This is a genomic window from Vibrio barjaei (assembly GCF_001639065.2).
Taxonomy (GTDB): domain Bacteria; phylum Pseudomonadota; class Gammaproteobacteria; order Enterobacterales; family Vibrionaceae; genus Vibrio; species Vibrio barjaei.
Genome location: NZ_LQXO02000006.1, coordinates 1 through 22,047, shown reverse-complemented (window position 1 = coordinate 22,047; position 22,047 = coordinate 1). Strand labels below are relative to the sequence as shown.

The following is a 22,047-nucleotide window of genomic DNA, read 5'->3' as shown; positions in this document are numbered from 1 at the left end:
CGCGATGCAGCTGACATTTACTGAAATCACTCAATGGCTTGGTATTTTATGGTGGCCATTTGTCCGTTTAACGGGACTGTTTCTGATTGCACCTTTCTTTGGTGACAACGCTATTCCCGTAAGAGTTAAGCTGCTGTTTGCTTTTATCTTTTCTTTACTGCTGGCTCCTCTAGTCCACGAAGTGCCACCCTTTAATCCCTTTAGTATCGATACCCTCTTGTTTTCTCTATATCAGTTAATTTTTGGCTTCCTCGTTGGCTTCGCCGTTATGATCTTCTTCACTATTTTTTCCATTGCAGGACAAGCTATTTCGATGCAGATGGGACTAGCAATGGCGGTAATGAATGATCCCGCTAATGGCATCAGTATTGCTATTATTGGACGGATTATGTTTATCACCTCAATGCTACTGTTCCTATCCCTTGATGCACATTTAGTGGTGCTTTTGGTGTTCAAAGAGAGCTTTACCTATTGGCCGCTTGACTCCGCTTTTCCCTTTAGCAGTATCGATTATGTTCTCAAAATGGTGTCGTGGATGTTTGCGACAGGTTTGCTAGTAGCAGTGCCAGCGATAGTAGTGATGCTGCTTAGTAACATCACTTTTGGTCTGATGAATAAAGCAGCCCCTTCCCTAAACGTGTTCGCACTTGGCTTTCCAATGACCATGTTACTAGGCTTATTTGCGTTAATGGCCTCCTTGACGGGTATTGGTGATCACTACTTTGATTTGGTTTTGGAGCTTAACCAACACCTGCATTACATGTTGAGGCTGCCTAATGTCTGAGCATCAAGATTCTGGCGATAAAAGTGAACAACCCAGCCAACATAAACTCTCTAAAGCTCGTAGAGAGGGACAAGTTCCGCGTGCAAAAGAGTTTGTCTCTTCCATCACCCTTATCAGCGTGGTGGCCTATTACGTCCTGAATATCGATATGATTAAGCAAACATTCATTGAGCTGTTCTTAGTCAGCTTTCAATTCGATACTCAGACCATCAGCCATTGGATGACTTCGGTCGAACTGTTAGGGACTGCCCTTTTTTCTATGGTGATGCTGTTTTTCCCTCTATTGATTTACCAAATTATCGCCGCCATATTTGGCTCTACTTTGTTGGGTGGTTGGATTTTCAGCCCTTCACTACTAACACCCAAGCTTGAAAAAATCAGTCCAATAAAAGGGATAAAGCGCATTTTCTCAACTCAGTCAGTGATTGAGCTGTTTAAAAATGTTTTTAAGGTAATGCTGTTTTTCAGTTTGTTGTACTGGGTGATTTCCAGCTATATCTCCGTCATCACCAATCTGGTAAGTGCCCACTTTGATACTGTGGTGTTAACTGTCGCGACGATTACCATGGAGTACCTTGGTTACTTGCTGCTTATCGTTCTGATATTTGGCCTGTTTGACTTCCCCTACCAACGTCATGAATTTACTAAGCAAATGAAGATGACTAAGCAAGAGGTGAAAGACGAACACAAGGAGCAAGAGGGACGCCCTGAAGTGAAAGCGCGGATTCGACAAATACAAACTCAAAATGCCAAACGGGGCGCTAATGAAAGAGTGCCGAAAGCCAATGTAGTGCTCACGAACCCCACACAATATGCCATCGCCTTGATTTACGATTTAACTCAGGCCGAAGCGCCGTTTGTTGTTGCGAAAGGCAAAGACGAAGTGGCAGTATACATTCGTGAATTGGCAGCGAAGCACAGTATCGAAGTGGTGGAAAGTGCTGAGCTTACTCGAGCGATTTACAATACGACCCAAGTTGACCAAATGGTGCCTAATCAATTGTTTGTAGCTCTCGCTCACATTCTTACCTACGTTAACCAACTGAAAGCATGGCGCCAAGGACAAAGAAGCAAGCCAAATGGCTTGCCTCGTTTCGATATCCCTAAGGTTTGGTCTGATCCTAATGAACCGGCCGAGTAACCGTCTCTAGTCTGACTGCCGACACTTTAAACTCAGGTATTTTAGCGTAAGGGTCCGTAGCAGTATTGGTTAGCTTGTTCGCTGCAGACTCAACAAAGTGGAATGGCACAAATACCACACCTTGCTGCATGCGCTTAGTAACAAAAGCAGGGGCACTAATTTCGCCACGGCGCGACACCAGTTTCACGGTCTCACCGTTAGCAATACCTAATCGCTCTGCTTCTTCTACACTCACCATAATGCGCGGCCCAGCAAGATTGTCTAACCCTTTAGTTTTGCGCGTCATAGTACCAGTGTGGAACTGTTCTAGAAGACGCCCCGTCGTCAATATTAGCGGATATTCGTCATCAGGGAGTTCTGCAGCATATTCGAATGGAATAGCTTTCATCGCTCCTTTGCCGCGAACGAACTGGTCTTTGTGCATGATGCGCGTACCAAATGGCTTCACCTCATTACACGGCCACTGTAGACCATTACCACCAATCGACTGCCAACGAATACCGTGATATTGCGGTGTCACATCGGCGATTTCCTCAGTAATATCCTGCACCGTTTGGTAAGCCCAGTCGCTGCCCATAGCATTGGCGATTTCTTGAATTATGCGCCAGTCTTCTTTCGCTTCACCCGGTGCTTGAACCGCAGGCACTAAGCGCTGAACTCGTCGCTCTGTATTGGTAAAGTGTCCAGCCTTCTCTGCAAACGAGTAAGACGGGAGAACCACATCCGCCAGTTGCGCAGTTTCCGTTAGGAAGATGTCTTGAACCACTAAGAAATCGAGAGACTTCAATCCATGAACGGCGTGCGCTTGATCTGGGTCACTAAGCACAGGGTTCTCGCCCATGACATACAACGCCTTAATGTCACCATCACAGGCACCATCAATGATTTCCGTCAGCGTTTTACCTTTCTCTGTCGGTAAGGTCTCGCTATTCCAAGCCTTAGCGAATTTGGCCTGAACTTCGGGATTAGTGACCTTCTGATAGCCCGGGTAATCCGTTGGCAGAGCCCCCATATCACATGAGCCTTGAACGTTTGATTGACCACGTAGAGGGTTAATACCGCCACCTTCCACTCCGACGTTACCACAAAGCATTTGTAGATTGGCTATCGAGCGCACGTTGTCATGACCTGTCGTGTGCTGCGTGATTCCCATCGAGTAGAATACTGAAGTGACTTTTGCCGTTCCAATGAGCTCTGCTACTCGCTCGATATCGAACGCGGCCACACCTGTCACTAACGCGGCCTTAGTCGGCGAGTAAGACTCTTTACGAATCTCTTCGACCAAATCGCTGTAGCCTTCGGTGCGCTCTTCGATATAGGCATCATCTTGCCAGCCATTTTTATCAATCACATGCATGATTGAGTTAAGCAACATAACGTCAGTGCCTGGACGGTGACGAACATACAATTTGGCATGATCGACCATATCGATACGTTTTGGATCGGCCACAATCAAGACTGCCCCGTCCGCGACCGCTTGTTTGATATGAGAAGCAATGATTGGGTGAGCAGCACTGGTGTCTGAACCAATAATAAAGATAACGTCCGAGTGTTTGATACTTGGAATGTCGTTGGTCATCGCGCCACTACCAAACGCTGCTTCCAAGCCTGTTACTGTCGAGGAGTGGCACAACCGCGCACAGTGGTCGATATTGTTGGTGCCAATTTCACGACGGAACAGTTTTTGGAATGCGTAGTTATCTTCGTTGGTGGTCTTTGCCGATGAGAAACCAGCCAAGCTGTCACTGCCATACATAGACTTAATTTTAGTCAGCTTATCAGCGACGTACTGCACAGTCTCATCCCAAGAAGCAGGCACCAATTCACCCGCTTTTCTAATCAGTGGCGTAGAAAGTCGCTCTTCACTTTGGATGAAATCAAAGCCAAAGCGGCCTTTCACACACAACATGCCTTGGTTTACTGGAGACGTTTTATCCCCTTTGACGTAACGAATTTTATTGTTCGCCGCATCCACGTACAGCTCAACACGACAACCCACTCCACAATAAGTACAGATGGTTTTCACTGGTGTCAGCATCTCGATTCGACCGTGAGATTTATCTCGCTTATCAGACAGCGCTCCCGTTGGACACACCTGAACACACGCACCACATTGAACGCAGTTGCTGTCGCCCATAGTGGCACCGTTAGGGAAAGAAGGACGGTGTGACGTTTCAGAGAAGTTTAAAATGCCGTGAACCGATTCGGTCTGACACGCATGAACACAGGAGCCACAACTAATACAACGGTTTGCATCGAAAACAATAAACTCGCTGGTTTTGTCCACTGGGAACATTTTGCGCTGGTTAATGTTTATCTCTCGATAATCTACTTTGTACTCAGTGGCGTAATCGCGAAGGTCACATTGGGTGTTTGCTTGGCAGCCGCATTCTAAACAGCGCGCAGCCTCAGCAATGGCCTTTTCATCCGACATACCCAGTTCAACTTCTTGATAGGTTGTTTGGCAGGCTTCTACCGATAACTGCTCTGCTTTAGCTCGCGCTTTGGCTTTTTCTTGCAGATATTCTGTTTGGCGAACTTCGCTCAAACGCTCTGCTTTGTGACTATTAAATGCTCTAGGTTCAGGTTTAAAGTGACCTTGAAGAATGTAACGCTCAATAGCATCGGCAGCCTTCTTGCCATCAGCGATAGCTTCAATGGCAGTCGCTGGTCCACGTCTGAAATCACCAATACTGTATACATTGTAACCATGGTGCATCGAATCACCGTCAGAAGACGCAGTACCCCAATCGGTCAAAGGCAAAGGATGTTTGGCGGATTTTAGAAACTCGACGTCCGGTTTTTGCGATAACGCTGAGATAACAGTATCAAAAGCGACAGTCTCAGTTTTACCGGTAGAGACAGGGCGGCGGCGACCAGAACTGTCAGGCTCACCCAACTCCATTATCTCTAACTCGATATGCTCAACACGCCCCTGTGAATCGGCAAGGTTGCATTTGGGATTGGTCAAAAACTTAAACTTAACCCCTTCTAGCTCTGCCGCTTCAATTTCATGCAGCTCGGCCGGCATCTCATTTCGAGTGCGGCGATAAATGATGGTCGTCTCCGCACCTTCGCGAATGGCAGTTCGCGCACAATCAATCGCGGTATTACCACCACCGATTACGGCGACCTTCTTGCCAATGGTGAAGGTTTTGTCGGTCATATGGTCTTTTAGGAAATCAACACCAAGTACACAGCCCTCTAAGTCAGAGCCCGGATACGGCATATTGACCGCTTTGGTTGCACCAACAGCAAGACAGACCGCTTCATAGTTGTCTGTCAGCTCATCAAGAGCAATATCATTACCAAGAAGTGTGTTGGTATGGATTCTCATCCCACCACGACACATCAGCTCAATTTCTTTATCCAGGATATCTTTAGGTAAACGGTACTCTGGAATACCATAGCGAAGCCAACCTCCGGCCTCCGGCATGGATTCAAAAATGTCGACTGCAAAACCTTGGTAGCTAAGGTAATAACCACATGCCAATCCACCCGGCCCTGCACCGACAATGGCGACTCGGTGGCCGTTGTAAGGAAGTTTCGGTGGCTCAAATTGCTCGGCTAGCGATAAATCAATATCTGCGGCATGACGTTTAAGCTGGCGAATTGCGAGCGGTTCGTCAACCAAGGTACGACGACATTCATGTTCACAAAAAGCAGGACACACACGACCAATGGAAATCGGCATAGGTAGCGTGTCTTTGATGATTTTTACGGCTTCGTGATGATCGCCTTGTGCGATATGGTGTAGGTAGGTTTGAATATCGACATGTGCAGGACATGCGACTTTGCAGGGTGCTTCACAGTCGGCATTGTGATCCGCAAATATTTTATTGAGTGCCTGTCTTCTAAGGTTGTTAATTTGAGCGGACTGAGTAACGATGGTCATGCCATCTTGGATTTTTGTCTCACACGCCTTAACAATACCTTTCCCCACCACTTCAACGACACAAAGGTCGCATGACTGCTTGTCGTCGTGCTTACTGATGGAGCAAAGAGAAGGGACATCAACTTGAATATCTTTTGCGACATCTAGGATGCTCTTGTTTTCGCGCAGAAGATACGTTTGACCGTTGATAATTACATTCATATAGAGCTATCTCTTTCAGATCGATGAAAAAACTCCACTGAACTCGCACTCGAAAGCACACGACGTTATTGCCGTGTAAGAAAGGTAACACGCAGTTTATTGACGCTATCTAGCGACTGAAAAACCTCGTAGACACAAAACCTTGTAATAAGTACGACAAACCATCAGTCAATCTCTGCTCTAATGATCCGTGTCACAGTGGTAGAACAAATCTAAAATGAGAAATCTTGGTGCTCTCAGGGAGTCCCCCTTCAAGGGGATTTAAATTAGGAGCGAAACTATCTTAATTATACCCACAGTGTAATTAAGGTCAAACATCCCTACTTTAAGTGAGTGTAATTCTCATTGGCGTAAAATGGTAAATAGTGAATCGCAGTGATTGATACCTTAATCAGGTCAGCAGAAATCACAACGAGGATTCAAAATGAAAGTACTTAAAGATATCGCCATCAGCTCTGTTATCACCACTGTCGTAATGCTAGTGCTCAATGCATCTTGGGACTGGGTATTCATCGCGAGCCTTGAAGTGGCAGTCTACGCATCGGTAGTGTTAACCGGCATGCTTAAAGGTGCTATCTCGCTTGAAAAAGTTATGGCGTCGTACTTTCTTAACCACAAAACTCTGCCAAAGCTAAAACGTGGTATTTCGTCTTACATCATCTTAGTGGGCTCGAAGTTTCTCGCCATGGGCATTATCGCTATGCTGTTCGGTCAGCACGTGGCCTTTACAGGTGCATTTGGTGGCGTTGTCGCGTTCTTCGCTATTATCTTTGCCGTGCTGGGCTTGGAAGGTGTCGTAGCAAAACTCGGCAGCAAAGCTAGATTAGCTTAAAGAAATTTTTGATACTCAGAAATGCAAAAGAACCTCGCTAAAAAGCGAGGTTCTTTTGAAAGTAAAAAGCCCCGCTATGAAAGCGAGGCTTTTTGAAAAGTGGTCGGTGAAGAGGGATTCGAACCCCCGACCCTCTGGTCCCAAACCAGATGCGCTACCAAGCTGCGCTATTCACCGAGATTGTTGTCTTGAGTTTTGCTCAACAACGGATGCGTATATTAATGATAAATTCTTTTGAAGCAAGGCTTTTATAACAACTTTCTTTGCTTTTGAGTTTGATTGCTCATCATATCGCCAGAAGCACGAAAAATGTGACCAAATACACACAGTGGCATACAGGTTATTAACACTCAAAGTACAATTGATCCAGATCAGTGTTCATTTTGACACCAAAAGTTAACTTATCCCTGTCGTCAATACTTTGGAGGAAACATGGACTTTTGGCTTGATCTCCTATTTGGTAATGCAGTGGGCTTATCTTCAATGCTAGTTATCTTTGCAGCGCTGGGCTTGATGCTGTTTTACGGTGGTTTCTTCATCTACAAAGTAATGAATGACAAATCTCCTCACTAGAATCGCTTAGCTTCTATTTCGAATAGAAAACCGCTATGCACCGGAGTGGATCGCCTGTTCACTCCGGTTTTTTATTGCTCTCACCTCTTGCTCATATTCGTATATACTCCAGTTAAAATGGCTTATCCGAGATGAAGTTATGTCTCAAGACGATGATCTAGATCTATTCCAACAGATGATGGGCGATGTGAAGCCGATTCACAGCGACACCGTTGAACTTAAAAAGACCCACCAAGTGTCTGACGCACATTTGGCCAAGCGAGAAGCAGCGCTTTGGCTCTCTGAGCAAGACCCTGAGTACCTTTCAATTGATTACGCTCCGATGATCAAACCAGACGACTTAATTGAGTTTAAGCGTGATGGCATGCAGGAAGGTGTCTATCGTAAACTGAGACTGGGCAAATATCCTCTGCAAGCAAAACTCGACTTACACCGGAGAACGCTTAAAGAAGCACGCGATGAAGTGGTGAAGTTTCTGCAACAGTGTATGCGTATGGACATCCGAACTGTGCTTATTGTACATGGGCGCGGCGAACGCTCTAACCCACCAGCATTAATGAAGAGTTATCTTGCACATTGGCTAACTCAGATAAAAGATGTTCAGTGCGTTCATAGTGCGCAGCGATTCCATGGAGGAAGCGGTGCGGTCTACGTTATGCTAAGAAAGAGCCAAGAAAAGAAGCTTGAGAATCGAGAGCGTCATCAAAAACGTACGAGTTAAGTGACTTACCGCTCAGTTGAGTATAAAATACGCGACCTTAATTTTGTGTCTGACCAATATAGAGTGAATACTGCGCATGCCTAACGCTGCTGAAGGAAAACGCCTTAACAAATACATTAGTGAAACTGGCTTTTGTTCTCGTCGTGAAGCTGACAAGCTGATCGAACAACAACGTGTCACTATTAACGGCAAAATTCCTGAGATGGGAACCAAAGTGTTGTCGGGAGACAATGTTGAAATCGACGGTAAACCCGTTCGCAGCAAAGAGAAGCCAGTCTATATTGCGTTGAACAAACCAACGGGTATCACATGCACAACCGAACGTGATGTTCCGGGCAACATCGTTGATTTCGTTGGCCATCACAAACGTATATTCCCAATTGGTCGACTAGATAAACCGTCTGATGGTCTCATCTTTTTGACTAATGATGGCGACATCGTTAACAAGATTCTACGTGCGGGTAACAATCACGAGAAAGAGTACGTAGTGCGTGTCGACAAACCTGTGACTCGTGATTTCTTGAAAAAGATGGGCTCAGGTGTTGCGATTCTGGACACAGTAACTCTGCCTTGTCTTGTTGAACAAGAAACCAAGTTTTCTTTCCGTATTACCCTAACTCAAGGGTTAAACCGTCAAATTCGCCGTATGTGTGAAGCACTGGGTTTCGAAGTATTAAAGCTTCGCCGTGTCCGTATTATGAACATCTCTATTGACGGGATTCCCAACGGTAAATGGCGCTACTTAACTGACCAGGAAGTGGCTGAGATTCACCGCCTTTGTGAAGGTTCAGTGAGTACCGAAGAAGCATCACGCAAAGATGCGAAAGGTCGTCATATCGCTAAAGCTACCGATGCTAAGCTACATGACGCTCGAGCAGAAGCAAAACGTGAAAAAATGAAAACCTTCTCTGGGCACGGTGCGGATGAGTTTCGTCGTAGCCCGAATAAAAACAAACGTCACAAGCAAGAGCAAGGGCGTTCAGATAAGGCTCGTAATCATCAAGGTAAGACACAAAACCGTAAACCGGTCGCTGCTAAACCAGATTCATCTAAGCCAAGTAAGCCAAGAACACGCGTTGGCGGTACCCTATCCTTAAAGAAATAATTACCGCAAATGAGGCCTAATTAGGCCTCACATAAATTGACAAACTTCGCTCGCGTTAGCATCGCCAAATCACTCGGTGCTAACTCAATCTCCAAACCTCTTTTTCCAGCACTGACGCACATTTGCGCTCTCGCTTCCGCTGAGATATGAATGAAGGTAGGTAACAACTTCTTTTGACCAAGAGGGCTGATGCCACCCAACACATAACCCGTGGTTTTTTGTGCGATATCTTTATCTGCCATCTCTGCTTTTTTCCCACCAGCCGCCTTTGCTGCGAGTTTTAGGTTCAGCTTTTCTTCAACAGGTATTACCGCTACAGCGAGATTTTTTGGTTCTCCATTAATGGCGAATAGTAGAGTTTTAAACACGGATTCAGGATCTTGTCCTAACGCTTCTACCGCCTCTAAACCATAGCTTTCATGCCTTGGGTCATGGTCATATTGATGAACGGTATGAGTGATTTTTTTCTTTTTGGCAAGGTTAATAGCCGGTGTCATAACGTATCCTTGGTAGTTGCTACCGTTAACGTCGACTCTTGAGGTTAGAGTCGTCAAAATAGAAAAGCGGCGCCGAATGGCGCCGCTCTATTATATCTACTAAACCGGAATAAAAGTCTAGTTCTTATAGATGATTTCGCCTTTAGGCTGATACTTATTCACATCGATTGGGCTGTTTGCTTCTAGGTACTCTTTAAGTACTTCTGCATCCACAAAACCAGTGTTTACGTGACCAGGATGACCTGTAAGCTTCGGATAACCGTCACCACCAGCTGCGTTAAAGCTTGGTACAGTGAAGCGGTATGTTGCTTTAGGGTCTAGAGGCTTGCCATTGATAACAACATTCGATACTGCATCTTTACCCACTGTCATTGAAATGCCAGCGAATTGAGCGTAAGCACCAGAATCTACAGGTTTAGTTGCTACTACGTTCAAGTAATCGACAACTTCAGCACCTGTCATATCGGTGTAAGTAATGATGTTGCCAAATGGCTGTACGATAAGTACATCTTTGTATGTCACATCGCCTTCAGCGATAGAGTCACGTACACCACCAGAGTTCATGACAGCAAAGTCAGCTTTAGCACGTTCCATGTGAGCCGTACCAATTAGACGACCTAGGTTTGTTTGCTGGAAGCGAACAACGTTACGGTCACCCTCTAGCTTGCCATTCGTTTCGGCAATTTTCGCACCTAGTTGCTCTTGGCCTTTCTCTTGGAATGGCGTTAAGAAAGCCACCATTTCTGCATCTTTCTTGATTTCATCTTCAACAAGAACGCGTTGCTTCTTGCCATCGATCTTAACTTTCTTCTTAAGGTTTACAGGGATAAGGTCATAGCTGACCATATCTAGCTCACCATTTTTGAATTCATAGTCGGCACGGCCAACGTATTTACCCCACTCATACGCTTGCACAATCCAAGTACCGTTTTGGATGTCAGGCTTGCATTCATCACTTGGCTTGAAGTTCTTCTTAACGACATTAGGGCCTTCCATACAAACCGGCTCTTGTGAGTGACCACCCACAATCATGTCTAGGTCGCCTTCATCAAGGTAACGAGCCAGTGCAACATCACCTGGAGCGTTTACACCACGCTGGCCATTCTCGTAGTGACCCATGTGAGTAACGGCAAAGATTAGGTCTGGCTTTTCTGTTTCTTTCAGCTCAGCGATCAGTTTTTTCGCTTCCACTTTCGGGTCACGGAACTCAATGCCACCGATATATTCAGGGTTACCGATCTTTGCGGTGTCTTCTGTTGTTAAACCAATAACTGCAATCTTGATGCCCTGTTTATCAAACATATGGTACGCATCAAACAAGCGCTTACCTGTTTTCTTATCGTAGATGTTTGCAGAAAGCATTGGGAAGTTAGCCCACTCTTTTTGCTTAAATAGCACTTCTAGCGGGTTGTCGAATTCATGGTTACCGAGTGCCATCGCATCGTAACCAATCATGCTCATACCTTTAAAGTCAGGCTCAGCATCTTGCAAGTCAGACTCTGGAACCCCAGTGTTGATATCACCACCAGATAGAAGCAGTACGCTACCACCATCCGCTTCAACGTCAGCACGAATTTGGTCAATCAGCGTTTTACGCGCTGCCATACCGTACTCACCATATTTGTTTTCCCAGAAACGACCATGATGATCGTTAGTATGAAGAATAGTGAGCTTATAAGTCTCATCAGCATTCCATTCTTGCTCTGGTTGAGTTGCGCATCCTGCTAGTGACGCGATGATAGCCGCACTTAGTACGGACTTAAACATAAGGCTTTTTTTCATTGTCATACCTTTGAACTTTGGGGATCCACTGCCTATAGCGTTGTATAAACGCCACACATTTGCCGATTTGTAACGAATAGACATATAGAGAAACATCGACAAAATATGCGATAGTTTAAATTAACCCTACGAACATAACATTCTCATTTCACTTTTATGTAATCTATGTCACAAGTTGCTGAGTATCAGGTTATAAACTCATCAGAATAAATTTGTGATTCTACATAAGGTTAATTAAAGCCTTGGGGTATGGCGAGGGATTCAGCTGTTACAAGGTTGTAATTCTGAGAAGAAACGATTGCTCAACATATTTAGTGAACATAAAAAAGAAGCCAGTCTAAATGACTGGCTTCTATATCAGAATTAAGCGCGCTTATTTAATATCGATGTGCTCAAAACCTTTGATAAGATCATCCAACGCTTTCATTTGCGCTAAGAATGGCTCTAGCTTATCTAAAGGAAGTGCTGACGGACCGTCACATCTTGCTTTATCTGGATTTGGGTGCGCTTCAATAAATAGACCTGCAATTCCTGTAGCAAGCCCCGCTTTAGCAAGCTCGACAGTTTGTTCGCGACGGCCACCAGATGCCGCACCCGATGGATCACGCATTTGTAGTGAGTGCGTCACATCGAAAATGATTGGACTACCGTTAGAAGCTTTCTTCATAACGCCAAAACCAAGCATATCAACCACAAGGTTATCGTAACCATGGCATGAGCCACGCTCGCAAAGAATGATTTTATCGTTGCCACATTCTGCAAATTTATCAACAATGTTGCCAACTTGTCCTGGGCTCATAAACTGAGGCTTCTTAACGTTGATAACCGCATTCGTTTTTGCCATCGCTTCAACAAGGTCAGTCTGACGAGCTAGGAAGGCAGGCAGCTGAATAACGTCTACCACGTCGGCAACAGGCTGTGCTTGCTCTTCTGTATGAACATCCGTAATGATTTTCACACCAAAAGTGTCTTTTAGCTCTTGGAAAATCTTCATGCCTTCTTCAAGGCCAGGACCACGATAAGAATGCACTGAGCTACGGTTCGCTTTATCAAACGATGCTTTAAATACGTATGGAATGCCTAGCTTTTCTGTCACCTTCACATAGTGCTCACAGATTTGCATCGCTAAGTCACGTGATTCCAGCACATTCATTCCAGCAAAAAGCGTGAACGGCTTATCATTTGCTACAGGGATATCACCTACGTGTACCGTTTTCATTTCCATGTTTGTTATCTCAATATTTAGTGAAGAGTGACAGGTGAGCGACTGATCGCCGAAACCTGCGTTTTCAGTAATTCTATTGCCGGATCATCTGGGCACTGTTCGATGAAATACTGAAAATCAGTTGCCGCTATTTGATGACAATCCAGTTGTTGATAAATATAGCCTCTATCGCGAATCTCATAAGGGTCATCGGGAACAAAAGTCAAAGCCAGATCAGTGCATTGCAATGCAAGCGTGTACTTTTCTTCTCGCAATAGCGCACTTTTAAGTAAAGCCAGCCAGCGACCGATTACCGTTGGGTTATCAACCGTTGCTAAATGCTTTGCCTCTAGCTTCACCAGCGGACCATCGTTACCAATTAGCCAGGCGTGTAAACGCTTCTTGCTAACATATTCCCCATCGTAAGGGTTGATATAACTTGGCGCTTCATTTGGCCAACAGACTTTAATCAGAAATTGCGTTGGGAATGTTACAGCTTCCAAAGGAAGACCGAGCTTTCGCCCTAAGTAGAGCAATATAGCTCCTAGACTAACCGGTATGCCTTTGCGTCGCTCAAGGACTTTATCGATAAACGCATTTTCAGAGGAAAAATACGCATCATGGTCCCCACTAAACTGCCACTCGGTGTAAAACAGTCTTAACAGCGAGTCTAGGCGCTGCTTGTCATCGCGTAAATGGAATAACTGCTGCTCAGCTTGTTCTAACAAACGAGCTAACTCTAATTCCGCCCAATGATCTTGAGTTTTTGGATCCACCGCTTTGTTTAAGATCAGTGCTCCTTCAACCAACTCAATAGCATCAAAATCTTCGTCAAACAGTTCAATCATTACTTACCCCATAAGGAATGGTGTTTTCAGCATGGCAATCTTAGCTGCCATCATTAACCATCCCAATGCGCCTAAAAACGCACATGTTCTTAATAAGTTGTTCTTTGCTAATTTAATCGTGAAAAATGCCAACGCAAAATAAGCCATAATGCAGGTGACTTTTTCTGTCATCCACGGCGCTGCAGCCGTAAATGGGACAAAACCTGTGATTGCAATCAAACCAAAGCCTGATAACAACAATAGTGAATCATTAATGTGAGGGAAGCGCTTCAAAAACGGATGATTCACCTTCGGGGAGTTAGCGACCAGTAAGCCAAATCGTACTGATAGTAACACCACAGATATGGCGATGGTCATCAAGTGAAAATGCTTTAATCCTTCATACATGCTGCTTCTCTCTTTCTCTTTATTGTATTTCTGTTATGGGTTCCATTGCCCAAGTGTCACACGATCATTGCCCGCGTAATCTTGTTTTGTGGCCACATGACAAAAGCCATTGTCTGCCAAAATTTCTCGTACAGCTTGCCCTTGCTCAAAGCCATGCTCAAACAACAGCCAGCCGCCCTCAAGCAAATGAGGGGGCGCTTGAGCCGTAATGGTCTCAATATCCGCCAGACCATTATTCTCAGCGACTAATGCCGTTGACGGTTCAAATCGAACATCACCTTGAGATAGATGGGGATCATTTTCGTCAATGTAAGGGGGATTGGAAACAATTACGCTAAATTTGTGCACAAGATCGACAGGTTCGAACCAACTTCCCTGCGCAAACTGACAATTGGTAATGTTGAGTTTTGTCGCGTTGCTTCGAGCGAGCTCTACCGCTTCCATTTGAAAATCGACTCCCATTACTGAGCGCGTTTTCAGTTCCGAAGCCAGTGCCAATGCGATTGCTCCGGTGCCCGTACCTAAGTCTAAAATATCACCATCATTCACGAGGGCCTTATCAAGTGCGAGCTCAACTAAGCGTTCTGTATCAGGTCTTGGGATAAGCGTGCTTGGTGCGACGTTTAACGGCAGCGACCAAAACTCTCGTTCACCAAGAATATACGCCACGGGTTCGCCTGCGATACGACGATTTAACAGCGCCTCGAACTGCTCTGCTTCATTGGACGTTAATGCTTTTTCAGGCCAAGTAAGTAGATAGCTGCGTGGTTTTTCAAGAACATGACACAGCAGGACCGCCGCATCTAATGAAGGTGATTCGCTACCAGACTCAGAAAGAACAAGCGATGCTCGTTTGAGCACCGCTTCAATAGACATATCCAATGACATGGATTAGTTGTGCTCCGCTAGAGCCGCAAGTTGGTCAGCTTGGTGTTCTTGCAGTACCGGATCAACAAGAGACTGCAAGTCACCTTCCATGACCTCAGACAGACGATATAACGTCAAGTTGATGCGATGGTCTGATACACGACCTTGTGGGTAGTTATAAGTACGAATACGGTCACTACGATCACCTGAGCCCAAGAGGTTACGACGGGTATCTGACACTTCAGCGGCACGCTTTGCTTCTTCTGCGGCAATAATACGCGCGGCAAGAACAGACATCGCTTTCGCTTTGTTCTTATGTTGAGAACGCTCGTCTTGACACTCAACCACAGTCCCTGTTGGTAAGTGAGTAATACGAATAGCAGAGTCAGTGGTGTTAACGTGCTGACCACCCGCGCCTGATGCACGGAATGTATCGATTTTAAGGTCAGCGGCTTTGATTTCTGGGATCTCTGCTTCAGGAATTTCAGCCATCACCGCAACGGTACATGCTGAAGTATGAACACGACCTTGAGATTCTGTTGCAGGAACTCGTTGAACACGGTGGCCGCCAGATTCAAACTTAAGCACGCCATAAGCACCATCACCAGACACTTTAGCGATCATTTCTTTATAGCCGCCTTGCTCCGATTCATTTGAGCTCATCACTTCGATACGCCAGCCTTTCTTCTCCGCATATTTGCTGTACATACGGAATAGGTCACCTGCGAAAATACCTGCTTCATCACCACCTGCACCAGCGCGGATTTCTAAGAAGCAGTTACGTTCGTCGTTTGGATCTTTAGGTAGGAGAAGTACTTGCAACTCATCCGCTAGGCGCTCAATAGTCGCTTTTGCTTCTTTGATTTCTTCTTGTGCCATTTCACGCATTTCTGCGTCATCTTCGTTTGCCATATCTTCAGCGGCTTCAAGATCTTCTTGTGCTTGCTGGTAGGCTTGGAAACACTTGGTCACTTCTTCAAGTTGTGAGTACTCTTTTGAGAGAGCACGGAATTTGTCTTGGTCACCGATAATACCTGGGTCGCCAAGTAGGTGTTGAACTTCTTCATAACGTTCAACAAGAGTTTCCAATTTAACTAAAATGGAGGCTTTCATAATTGCAGTCTTTTCTCAGGGTAAGGCTTATTTAGTTTGGTCTAAACCCAAACTTTGTCGGATAACCGTCAGTTTAGCAGGATCTCCCTGCTCAGCGGCATCTTGTAGCGCTTTTGTCGGCGCATGAATAAGCTTGTTTGTTAATTTATTACTGAGCTCAAGCAACACTTTCTCAGGGTCTCCCCCTGCTGCTAACGCTTGTAAACTTTTTGACAGTATATCTTGTCGGGTGTCGTTTGCGTGTTTTCGGTATTGTCTGATGCTATCAACCGCTTGCAGTGAACGCATCCATGTCATGAATTGCGCACTTTCTTCACTCACAATCGCTTCTGCTTGAATCGCTTCGACTTTACGCTGCTCGATATTGCTATCGACGATAGATTGCAAATCATCAACCGTATATAGATATGCGTCACTCAACTCGCCCACTTGCGATTCAATATCTCGTGGGACGGCGATGTCGATAAGCAGCATGGGTTGATAGCGACGTTGTTTTATTGCTGATTCAACCATCCCTTTACCTATAATAGGCAGCGGGCTCGCAGTTGAGCTAATGACAATATCCGCTTTAGGCAGTACATCGGGTATTTCATTAAGTGCAATAACTTGCGCGCCAAACTGATTCGCTAATATTTCCGCCCGCTCTTTGGTTCGGTTAGCCACAATCATGTTCTTGCAACCGTGACCTTCCAAGTGCTTGGCCACCAGTTCAATGGTTTCGCCTGCACCAACTAAAAGCACAGTAGAGTCAGCAATCGATTCGAAGATTTGTCGAGCTAGGGTACAAGCCGCGTAAGCGACAGAAACGGCACTACCACCAATTTCGGTTTCAGTACGCACTCGCTTAGCAACAGAGAACGTCTTTTGAAAGAGTTTCTCAATGCCACCTTCTACAGATTGATGCTCACGGGCATCACTGTAGGCTTGCTTTACTTGCCCAAGTATTTGTGGTTCGCCCAGGACGAGTGAATCTAAGCCGCATGAAACGCGCATCAGATGTTTTATTGCCGCTTGTTCTTCATAAACATACAGAGAAGGCTTCAACTCTTCTGCTGCTACATCATGGAAACGAACAAGCCAGTCTATTAATTGTGATTTGTTGGAATCACCAGTATCACAGTAAATTTCGGTGCGGTTACACGTTGACAGAATCACAGAGCCATTAACTTTGGTATTTTCTCTTAGCTCATTCAGTGCTCTGTTGAGTTTTTCAGGTGGAAACGCCACCTTCTCCCTCAGATCCACTGACGCCGTATTGTGGTTTATACCAATAGCAAGCAATGACATGTAACGCGAATTCTCTGATACAGATTTGACAAATAGGCCAGAATTTTACTTGATGGCACCATTTATTGAAAGTCTCTTACCAATATGTTTTCCTGAGTTTGTGGGATTGATGCTATAGTCTCTCAATATTGTATTGAATTTGCACAATAAACCATCACGTAAGTTGTTTCCTATGTACAAACTCCATCGACGTCTTTTTTATTTTTATGCGGCATTATTTCTGTTTGGGTGCAGTAGTTTGCCTCCAGAGCCAGAAAGTGTTGAATGGCAAGCGCATAAAACCGAGCTTGAGTCTCTTACTCAATATACGGCCAATGGCAAACTCGGTTATATTTCCCCAGACCAGCGCCAAACTCTCAACTTTCATTGGAGTCATTCCGATAATTTCACCCAAGTCCGTCTGACTACCTTTCTTGGTCAAACCGTGTTTAATCTTACTTCAACACCAAACGGTTCTTTTATCGAAACGTATGATGGACAAAAATTGTCTGGGAAAGATGTGAATGTGCTCATTGAGCAATTAACTGGGCTGGATATCCCAATCGAACAATTGAGCGATTGGCTGGTTGGCCTACCGGCGACTGCCGATACCTATCAGCTAAACCAATTTAATACCGTCGGCAGTTTACAAAAACGTATTGCCAATAAAGCGTGGAACCTAGATTACAACGAGTACCGCAGTTTTACACTTGAAGGCACAGAGAACTCATTGCCCATGCCAACTAGGATGCAATTAGTACAAGGCGATACCAAACTCAATCTTGTCGTTTCAAAATGGACAGTAAAACAGTGACCCAGTATAAAATGATCACCGACACGACTTCATGGCCTAGCCCTGCCAAACTCAACCTGTTTTTATACATCACAGGTCGCCAACCTAATGGCTACCATGATTTACAAACCTTGTTTCAATTCATTGATTTATGTGACGAACTGACCATTACCGCCAATACCAGTGGTCAAATTACCCTATACCCAGATATTGAAGGTGTCGCCACCGAAGATAACCTAATCTGGAAAGCTGCATCTGCGCTTCAAAAAAGGGCTAACTGTTCTTATGGTGCTCATATAGAGCTTAACAAGATTCTTCCCATGGGGGGCGGGATTGGTGGTGGTTCATCCAACGCGGCTACAGCATTAGTGGCGTTGAACTTTCTGTGGCAAACCCGACTGACAACGGATGAGCTAGCCGAGATAGGTTTAGCATTAGGTGCTGACGTACCTGTATTCGTTCGTGGCTTCGCGGCTTTCGCTGAAGGTGTCGGCGAAAAACTGTCTGCAGCTACCCCTAAAGAACAGTATTACCTAGTTATTAAACCTGAAGTTAGCATTGCCACTGTCGATATATTCACACATCCTGATTTAACCAGAAACACGCCAAAGCGAGCATTATCAATGCTTTTGGACTCACCTTACGTAAACGATTGCGAAAAAATTGTCCGAATGCTGTATCCAGAGGTTGATAACCAACTTTCATGGCTGCTACAATACGCGCCGTCAAGATTGACGGGGACTGGATCTTGCGTTTTTTCTGAGTTTAACAACGAGGAAGAGGCAGAAAAAGTCCTTGAAATGCTTCCTGACAATGTCTCCGCTTTTGTAGCAAAAGGATGCAATCGCTCTCCTTTACTAGAGACTTTGGCTAAGTATGAATTAGCCCTATTACAATCTGTTTAAACTGGACGCAACCCTGAGGTTTCCACCGTGCCTGATATGAAGCTATTTGCTGGTAACGCTACACCTGAACTAGCCCAACGTATTGCTGATCGTCTATACATCTCTCTCGGAGATGCTACTGTTGACCGTTTCTCTGATGGCGAAGTCGCTGTTCAAATCAATGAAAACGTTCGTGGTAGCGATGTATTCATCATTCAGTCAACATGTGCGCCAACTAACGACAACCTGATGGAGTTAGTGGTAATGATTGATGCAATGCGCCGCGCTTCAGCAGGCCGTATTACTGCTGTTATTCCTTACTTTGGTTATGCTCGTCAAGACCGTCGTGTACGTTCTGCTCGTGTGCCAATCACTGCAAAAGTTGTTGCAGACTTCCTGTCTAACGTTGGTGTTGACCGCGTTCTTACTATCGACCTACACGCAGAGCAAATTCAAGGCTTCTTCGATGTACCTGTAGATAACATCTTCGGTACTCCAGTGCTTCTTGAAGATATGGCTGACCGTGGTCTAGAAGATCCTGTTGTTGTTTCTCCAGACCTTGGTGGTGTTGTACGAGCTCGTGCAACAGCGAAAGCACTAGGTGATATCGACATCGCTATCGTAGATAAGCGTCGTCCACGTGCTAACGTTTCTGAAGTAATGAACCTAATCGGCGACGTTGAAGGTCGTGACTGTGTTATCGTTGATGATATGATCGACACTGGCGGTACGTTATGTAAAGCAGCAGAAGCGCTTAAAGAGCGTGGTGCTAAGCGTGTATTCGCATACGCAACTCACGCAGTATTCTCTGGTAACGCAGCGAAGAACATCAAAAACTCGGTTCTAGACCAAGTTATCGTGACTGACTCAATTACGCTTTCTAAAGAAATGGCTGCAACAGGTAAAGTAACGCAACTTACTCTATCTAGCATGCTTGCAGAAGCAATTCGTCGCATCAGCAACGAAGAGTCAATTTCAGCAATGTTTACTAGCAAGTAACATTCGCGCCTAATTTGAAAAAACCACTTCCCTATGAAGTGGTTTTTTTGTCTTCGCGTTTTTTGTACAGATTTAGTGTGCTATTATACCGCGCTTTTGAGATTCAAGAGAGATCTTAACGTTGACTCAGCAGATAAAATTGCTTGTAGGCCTTGCTAACCCAGGTCCTGAATATGTGAGAACTCGTCACAATGCAGGTGCATGGGTGGTAGAGGAGCTCGCTCGTATCCACAATGTTACGCTAAAAAACGAAGCTAAGTTCTTCGGTCTCACTGGAAGAATTTTAGTGAACGGCAGTGATTTGAGACTGTTAATTCCAACCACATTCATGAACTTATCTGGCAAGGCCATCGCAACCTTAGCAAAGTTCTACCAGATAAAACCTGAAGAGATCATGGTCGCTCACGATGAGCTAGACTTACCTCCAGGCGTTGCAAAGTTCAAGAAAGGCGGCGGTCACGGTGGTCATAATGGTTTGAAAGATACCATTAGCAAGCTGGGCAACAACAAAGAATTCTATCGTCTTCGGATTGGCATTGGTCATCCGGGACACAAAGACAAAGTGGCGGGTTATGTCCTTGGAAAAGCGCCAGCAAAAGAGCAGGAATGCCTTGATGCTGTCGTTGACGAATCTGTCCGTAGTTTAGACATCTTACTAAAAGATGGACTAACAAAAGCACAAAATCGCTTACACACCTTCAAAGCTGAATAAGGTTACAATCATGGGTTTTAAATGTGGCATCGTTGGTCTACCAAACGTTGGTAAATCAACTCTGTTTAACGCACTGACTAAAGCAGGCATCGAAGCGGCTAACTTCCCGTTTTGTACTATCGAGCCAAACACAGGCGTAGTACCTGTGCCAGATCTACGTCTAGATGCACTAGCGAAAATTGTTAATCCACAGAAAATTTTACCAACAACGATGGAATTCGTTGACATCGCAGGCCTAGTTGCAGGTGCGTCAAAAGGTGAAGGTCTTGGTAACAAATTCCTAGCTAACATCCGTGAAACTGACGCGATCGGTCACGTTGTTCGTTGTTTTGAGAACGAGAACATTGTTCACGTAGCAGGTAAAGTATCACCAATCGAAGACATCGAAGTGATCAACCTTGAACTAGCTCTAGCCGACCTTGATTCTTGTGAGCGCGCAATTCAGCGTAACGCTAAGAAAGCAAAAGGTGGCGATAAAGATGCGAAGTTTGAGCTAACCGTACTTGAAAAACTACTTCCAGTTCTAACGGAAGGTGGGATGGCACGTACTGTTGATCTAGCGAAAGAAGAACTAGCAGCTATTGGCTACTTAAACTTCCTAACGCTAAAACCAACCATGTACATCGCGAACGTTAATGAAGATGGTTTTGAAGACAACCCATACTTAGACGCTGTTCGTGAGTACGCAGAGAAAGAAAATAACGTTGTCGTAGCGGTATGTGCAGCTATCGAATCAGAGCTTTCTGAGCTTGATGACGAAGATCGTGAAGAGTTCCTTGCTGATATGGGCATTGAAGAACCGGGCCTAAACCGCGTAATTCGTTCAGGTTATGAGCTACTTACTCTACACACCTACTTCACCGCTGGTGTGAAAGAAGTACGCGCATGGACTATCCCTGTTGGCGCAACAGCACCTCAATCTGCTGGCAAAATCCACACAGACTTTGAAAAAGGCTTCATCCGTGCAGAAGTTGTTGGTTATGACGACTTCATCCAGTACAACGGTGAATCTGGTGCAAAAGATGCGGGTAAATGGCGTCTAGAAGGTAAAGAATACATTGTTAAAGATGGTGATGTTATTCACTTCCGCTTTAACGTATAAGCTATCGAGCACCTAAAGTGATTAAAAAGCCAGCAACTGCTGGCTTTTGTTGTTTTATAAGGTCTGCCATTGTTCAGTCACTTTGAAAAAACACATTAACTTAATGGTAAAGCGATGATAATTGAACAGCAGATTTAGATCAGAAACAGAGCGGTTTGATTAAAAAAAGTTCGAACGGCACTTTTTCGCAAATTTCTTCGCAAAAAAAGTTGACGCATCAAATTCAACTCCGCATAATGCGCCCCGTTCTCAGCGATAAGGCAACTTTCGAAGAGAATCAACAATATGGAAATGGCTACGTAGCTCAGCTGGTTAGAGCACATCACTCATAATGATGGGGT

Annotated in this window: 20 protein-coding genes and 1 tRNA gene; 11 read left to right on the top strand and 10 right to left on the bottom strand. The window is 45.0% G+C overall.

The features are described from left to right. Window positions 1-4 precede the first annotated feature (4 nt). Both fliR and flhB read left to right on the top strand, forming a co-directional pair. Window positions 5-784: a flagellar biosynthetic protein FliR gene (gene fliR / locus AWH66_RS02770; RefSeq protein ID WP_063604520.1), complete on the top strand. Its 780-nt coding sequence runs from the start codon at window positions 5-7 to the stop codon at window positions 782-784. After that, a complete protein-coding gene (flhB, locus tag AWH66_RS02765; protein ID WP_063604521.1) occupies window positions 777-1,925 on the top strand; it encodes a flagellar biosynthesis protein FlhB in 1,149 nt (382 codons plus the stop codon). Before fliR ends, flhB begins: the two co-directional genes overlap by 8 nt. Here the strand turns inward: flhB and fdhF are convergent. Further along, window positions 1,906-6,021: a formate dehydrogenase subunit alpha gene (gene fdhF, locus AWH66_RS02760; RefSeq protein ID WP_063604522.1), complete on the bottom strand. Its 4,116-nt coding sequence runs from the start codon at window positions 6,019-6,021 to the stop codon at window positions 1,906-1,908. The two genes, flhB and fdhF, sit on opposite strands and share 20 nt — an antisense overlap. A 424-nt stretch (window positions 6,022-6,445) precedes the next feature. Here fdhF and AWH66_RS02755 point away from each other — a divergent pair, with 424 nt between their 5' ends. Continuing rightward, window positions 6,446-6,853 (top strand): hypothetical protein, encoded by a 408-nt coding sequence (locus tag AWH66_RS02755; RefSeq protein ID WP_063604523.1) that lies wholly within the window; start codon window positions 6,446-6,448, stop codon window positions 6,851-6,853. A 100-nt stretch (window positions 6,854-6,953) separates the two neighbouring features. Here AWH66_RS02755 and AWH66_RS02750 read toward each other — a convergent pair. After that, window positions 6,954-7,030, bottom strand: a tRNA-Pro gene (locus AWH66_RS02750). A gap of 255 nt (window positions 7,031-7,285) precedes the next feature. On the opposite strand from AWH66_RS02750, the gene AWH66_RS02745 reads away from it, so the two are divergent. The 3 genes from AWH66_RS02745 to rluF all read left to right on the top strand — a co-directional run bounded on the left by AWH66_RS02745 (window position 7,286) and on the right by rluF (window position 9,252). Continuing rightward, on the top strand, window positions 7,286-7,426 hold the full coding sequence (locus AWH66_RS02745) for a DUF3149 domain-containing protein (protein WP_038229728.1): 141 nt from the start codon (window positions 7,286-7,288) through the stop codon (window positions 7,424-7,426). Between the two features lie 139 nt (window positions 7,427-7,565). Continuing rightward, window positions 7,566-8,147 (top strand): DNA endonuclease SmrA, encoded by a 582-nt coding sequence (smrA, locus tag AWH66_RS02740; protein ID WP_006075558.1) that lies wholly within the window; start codon window positions 7,566-7,568, stop codon window positions 8,145-8,147. Window positions 8,148-8,223: 76 nt separating this feature from the next. After that, entirely contained in the window at window positions 8,224-9,252 is a 1,029-nt protein-coding gene (gene rluF, locus AWH66_RS02735; protein WP_063604524.1) for a 23S rRNA pseudouridine(2604) synthase RluF, read from the top strand. 20 nt (window positions 9,253-9,272) lie between these two features. Here the strand turns inward: rluF and ybaK are convergent, their stop codons facing one another. From ybaK to hemA, 8 genes are all read right to left on the bottom strand, one after another. After that, window positions 9,273-9,749 (bottom strand): Cys-tRNA(Pro) deacylase, encoded by a 477-nt coding sequence (gene ybaK / locus AWH66_RS02730; RefSeq protein WP_038229724.1) that lies wholly within the window; start codon window positions 9,747-9,749, stop codon window positions 9,273-9,275. A 117-nt stretch (window positions 9,750-9,866) separates the two neighbouring features. Continuing rightward, window positions 9,867-11,531, bottom strand: coding sequence for a bifunctional UDP-sugar hydrolase/5'-nucleotidase UshA (gene ushA, locus AWH66_RS02725; protein ID WP_063604525.1), 1,665 nt, complete (start codon window positions 11,529-11,531; stop codon window positions 9,867-9,869). A 373-nt stretch (window positions 11,532-11,904) separates the two neighbouring features. After that, window positions 11,905-12,756 (bottom strand): 3-deoxy-8-phosphooctulonate synthase, encoded by an 852-nt coding sequence (gene kdsA, locus AWH66_RS02720; RefSeq protein WP_063604526.1) that lies wholly within the window; start codon window positions 12,754-12,756, stop codon window positions 11,905-11,907. A 17-nt stretch (window positions 12,757-12,773) separates the two neighbouring features. Further along, window positions 12,774-13,583, bottom strand: coding sequence for a SirB1 family protein (locus tag AWH66_RS02715; RefSeq protein WP_063604527.1), 810 nt, complete (start codon window positions 13,581-13,583; stop codon window positions 12,774-12,776). A 3-nt stretch (window positions 13,584-13,586) separates the two neighbouring features. Then, window positions 13,587-13,970: a SirB2 family protein gene (locus AWH66_RS02710; RefSeq protein ID WP_006075551.1), complete on the bottom strand. Its 384-nt coding sequence runs from the start codon at window positions 13,968-13,970 to the stop codon at window positions 13,587-13,589. A 33-nt stretch (window positions 13,971-14,003) separates the two neighbouring features. Then, entirely contained in the window at window positions 14,004-14,852 is an 849-nt protein-coding gene (prmC, locus tag AWH66_RS02705; protein WP_206360036.1) for a peptide chain release factor N(5)-glutamine methyltransferase, read from the bottom strand. Window positions 14,853-14,861: 9 nt separating this feature from the next. Then, a complete protein-coding gene (gene prfA / locus AWH66_RS02700) occupies window positions 14,862-15,950 on the bottom strand; it encodes a peptide chain release factor 1 (protein WP_063604529.1) in 1,089 nt (362 codons plus the stop codon). A gap of 27 nt (window positions 15,951-15,977) precedes the next feature. Then, window positions 15,978-17,237, bottom strand: a complete 1,260-nt coding sequence (gene hemA / locus AWH66_RS02695) for a glutamyl-tRNA reductase (RefSeq protein WP_063604530.1) — start codon at window positions 17,235-17,237, stop codon at window positions 15,978-15,980. Between the two features lie 172 nt (window positions 17,238-17,409). Here hemA and lolB point away from each other — a divergent pair, with 172 nt between their 5' ends. From lolB to ychF, 5 genes are all read left to right on the top strand, one after another. Further along, window positions 17,410-18,030 (top strand): lipoprotein insertase outer membrane protein LolB, encoded by a 621-nt coding sequence (gene lolB, locus AWH66_RS02690; protein WP_063604531.1) that lies wholly within the window; start codon window positions 17,410-17,412, stop codon window positions 18,028-18,030. Between the two features lie 11 nt (window positions 18,031-18,041). Beyond that, window positions 18,042-18,914 (top strand): 4-(cytidine 5'-diphospho)-2-C-methyl-D-erythritol kinase, encoded by an 873-nt coding sequence (gene ispE, locus AWH66_RS02685; RefSeq protein ID WP_063604540.1) that lies wholly within the window; start codon window positions 18,042-18,044, stop codon window positions 18,912-18,914. A gap of 27 nt (window positions 18,915-18,941) precedes the next feature. Then, on the top strand, window positions 18,942-19,892 hold the full coding sequence (locus AWH66_RS02680) for a ribose-phosphate pyrophosphokinase (RefSeq protein ID WP_031495558.1): 951 nt from the start codon (window positions 18,942-18,944) through the stop codon (window positions 19,890-19,892). Window positions 19,893-20,013: 121 nt separating this feature from the next. Continuing rightward, window positions 20,014-20,604 (top strand): aminoacyl-tRNA hydrolase, encoded by a 591-nt coding sequence (gene pth, locus AWH66_RS02675; RefSeq protein ID WP_063604532.1) that lies wholly within the window; start codon window positions 20,014-20,016, stop codon window positions 20,602-20,604. A 10-nt stretch (window positions 20,605-20,614) separates the two neighbouring features. Then, window positions 20,615-21,706: a redox-regulated ATPase YchF gene (gene ychF / locus AWH66_RS02670; protein ID WP_063604533.1), complete on the top strand. Its 1,092-nt coding sequence runs from the start codon at window positions 20,615-20,617 to the stop codon at window positions 21,704-21,706. Window positions 21,707-22,047 lie beyond the last annotated feature (341 nt).

Coding starts and splice junctions, on each gene's coding strand:
- prfA (WP_063604529.1), bottom strand. CDS start 15,950: ATGAAAGCCTCCATTTTAGTTAAATTGGAAACTCTTGTTGAACGTTAT.
- ushA (WP_063604525.1), bottom strand. CDS start 11,531: ATGAAAAAAAGCCTTATGTTTAAGTCCGTACTAAGTGCGGCTATCATC.
- AWH66_RS02715 (WP_063604527.1), bottom strand. CDS start 13,583: ATGATTGAACTGTTTGACGAAGATTTTGATGCTATTGAGTTGGTTGAA.
- ybaK (WP_038229724.1), bottom strand. CDS start 9,749: ATGACACCGGCTATTAACCTTGCCAAAAAGAAAAAAATCACTCATACC.
- fliR (WP_063604520.1), top strand. CDS start 5: ATGCAGCTGACATTTACTGAAATCACTCAATGGCTTGGTATTTTATGG.
- ispE (WP_063604540.1), top strand. CDS start 18,042: ATGATCACCGACACGACTTCATGGCCTAGCCCTGCCAAACTCAACCTG.
- AWH66_RS02745 (WP_038229728.1), top strand. CDS start 7,286: ATGGACTTTTGGCTTGATCTCCTATTTGGTAATGCAGTGGGCTTATCT.
- AWH66_RS02755 (WP_063604523.1), top strand. CDS start 6,446: ATGAAAGTACTTAAAGATATCGCCATCAGCTCTGTTATCACCACTGTC.
- rluF (WP_063604524.1), top strand. CDS start 8,224: ATGCCTAACGCTGCTGAAGGAAAACGCCTTAACAAATACATTAGTGAA.
- flhB (WP_063604521.1), top strand. CDS start 777: ATGTCTGAGCATCAAGATTCTGGCGATAAAAGTGAACAACCCAGCCAA.
- ychF (WP_063604533.1), top strand. CDS start 20,615: ATGGGTTTTAAATGTGGCATCGTTGGTCTACCAAACGTTGGTAAATCA.
- kdsA (WP_063604526.1), bottom strand. CDS start 12,756: ATGGAAATGAAAACGGTACACGTAGGTGATATCCCTGTAGCAAATGAT.
- smrA (WP_006075558.1), top strand. CDS start 7,566: ATGTCTCAAGACGATGATCTAGATCTATTCCAACAGATGATGGGCGAT.
- AWH66_RS02710 (WP_006075551.1), bottom strand. CDS start 13,970: ATGTATGAAGGATTAAAGCATTTTCACTTGATGACCATCGCCATATCT.
- fdhF (WP_063604522.1), bottom strand. CDS start 6,021: ATGAATGTAATTATCAACGGTCAAACGTATCTTCTGCGCGAAAACAAG.
- hemA (WP_063604530.1), bottom strand. CDS start 17,237: ATGTCATTGCTTGCTATTGGTATAAACCACAATACGGCGTCAGTGGAT.
- lolB (WP_063604531.1), top strand. CDS start 17,410: ATGTACAAACTCCATCGACGTCTTTTTTATTTTTATGCGGCATTATTT.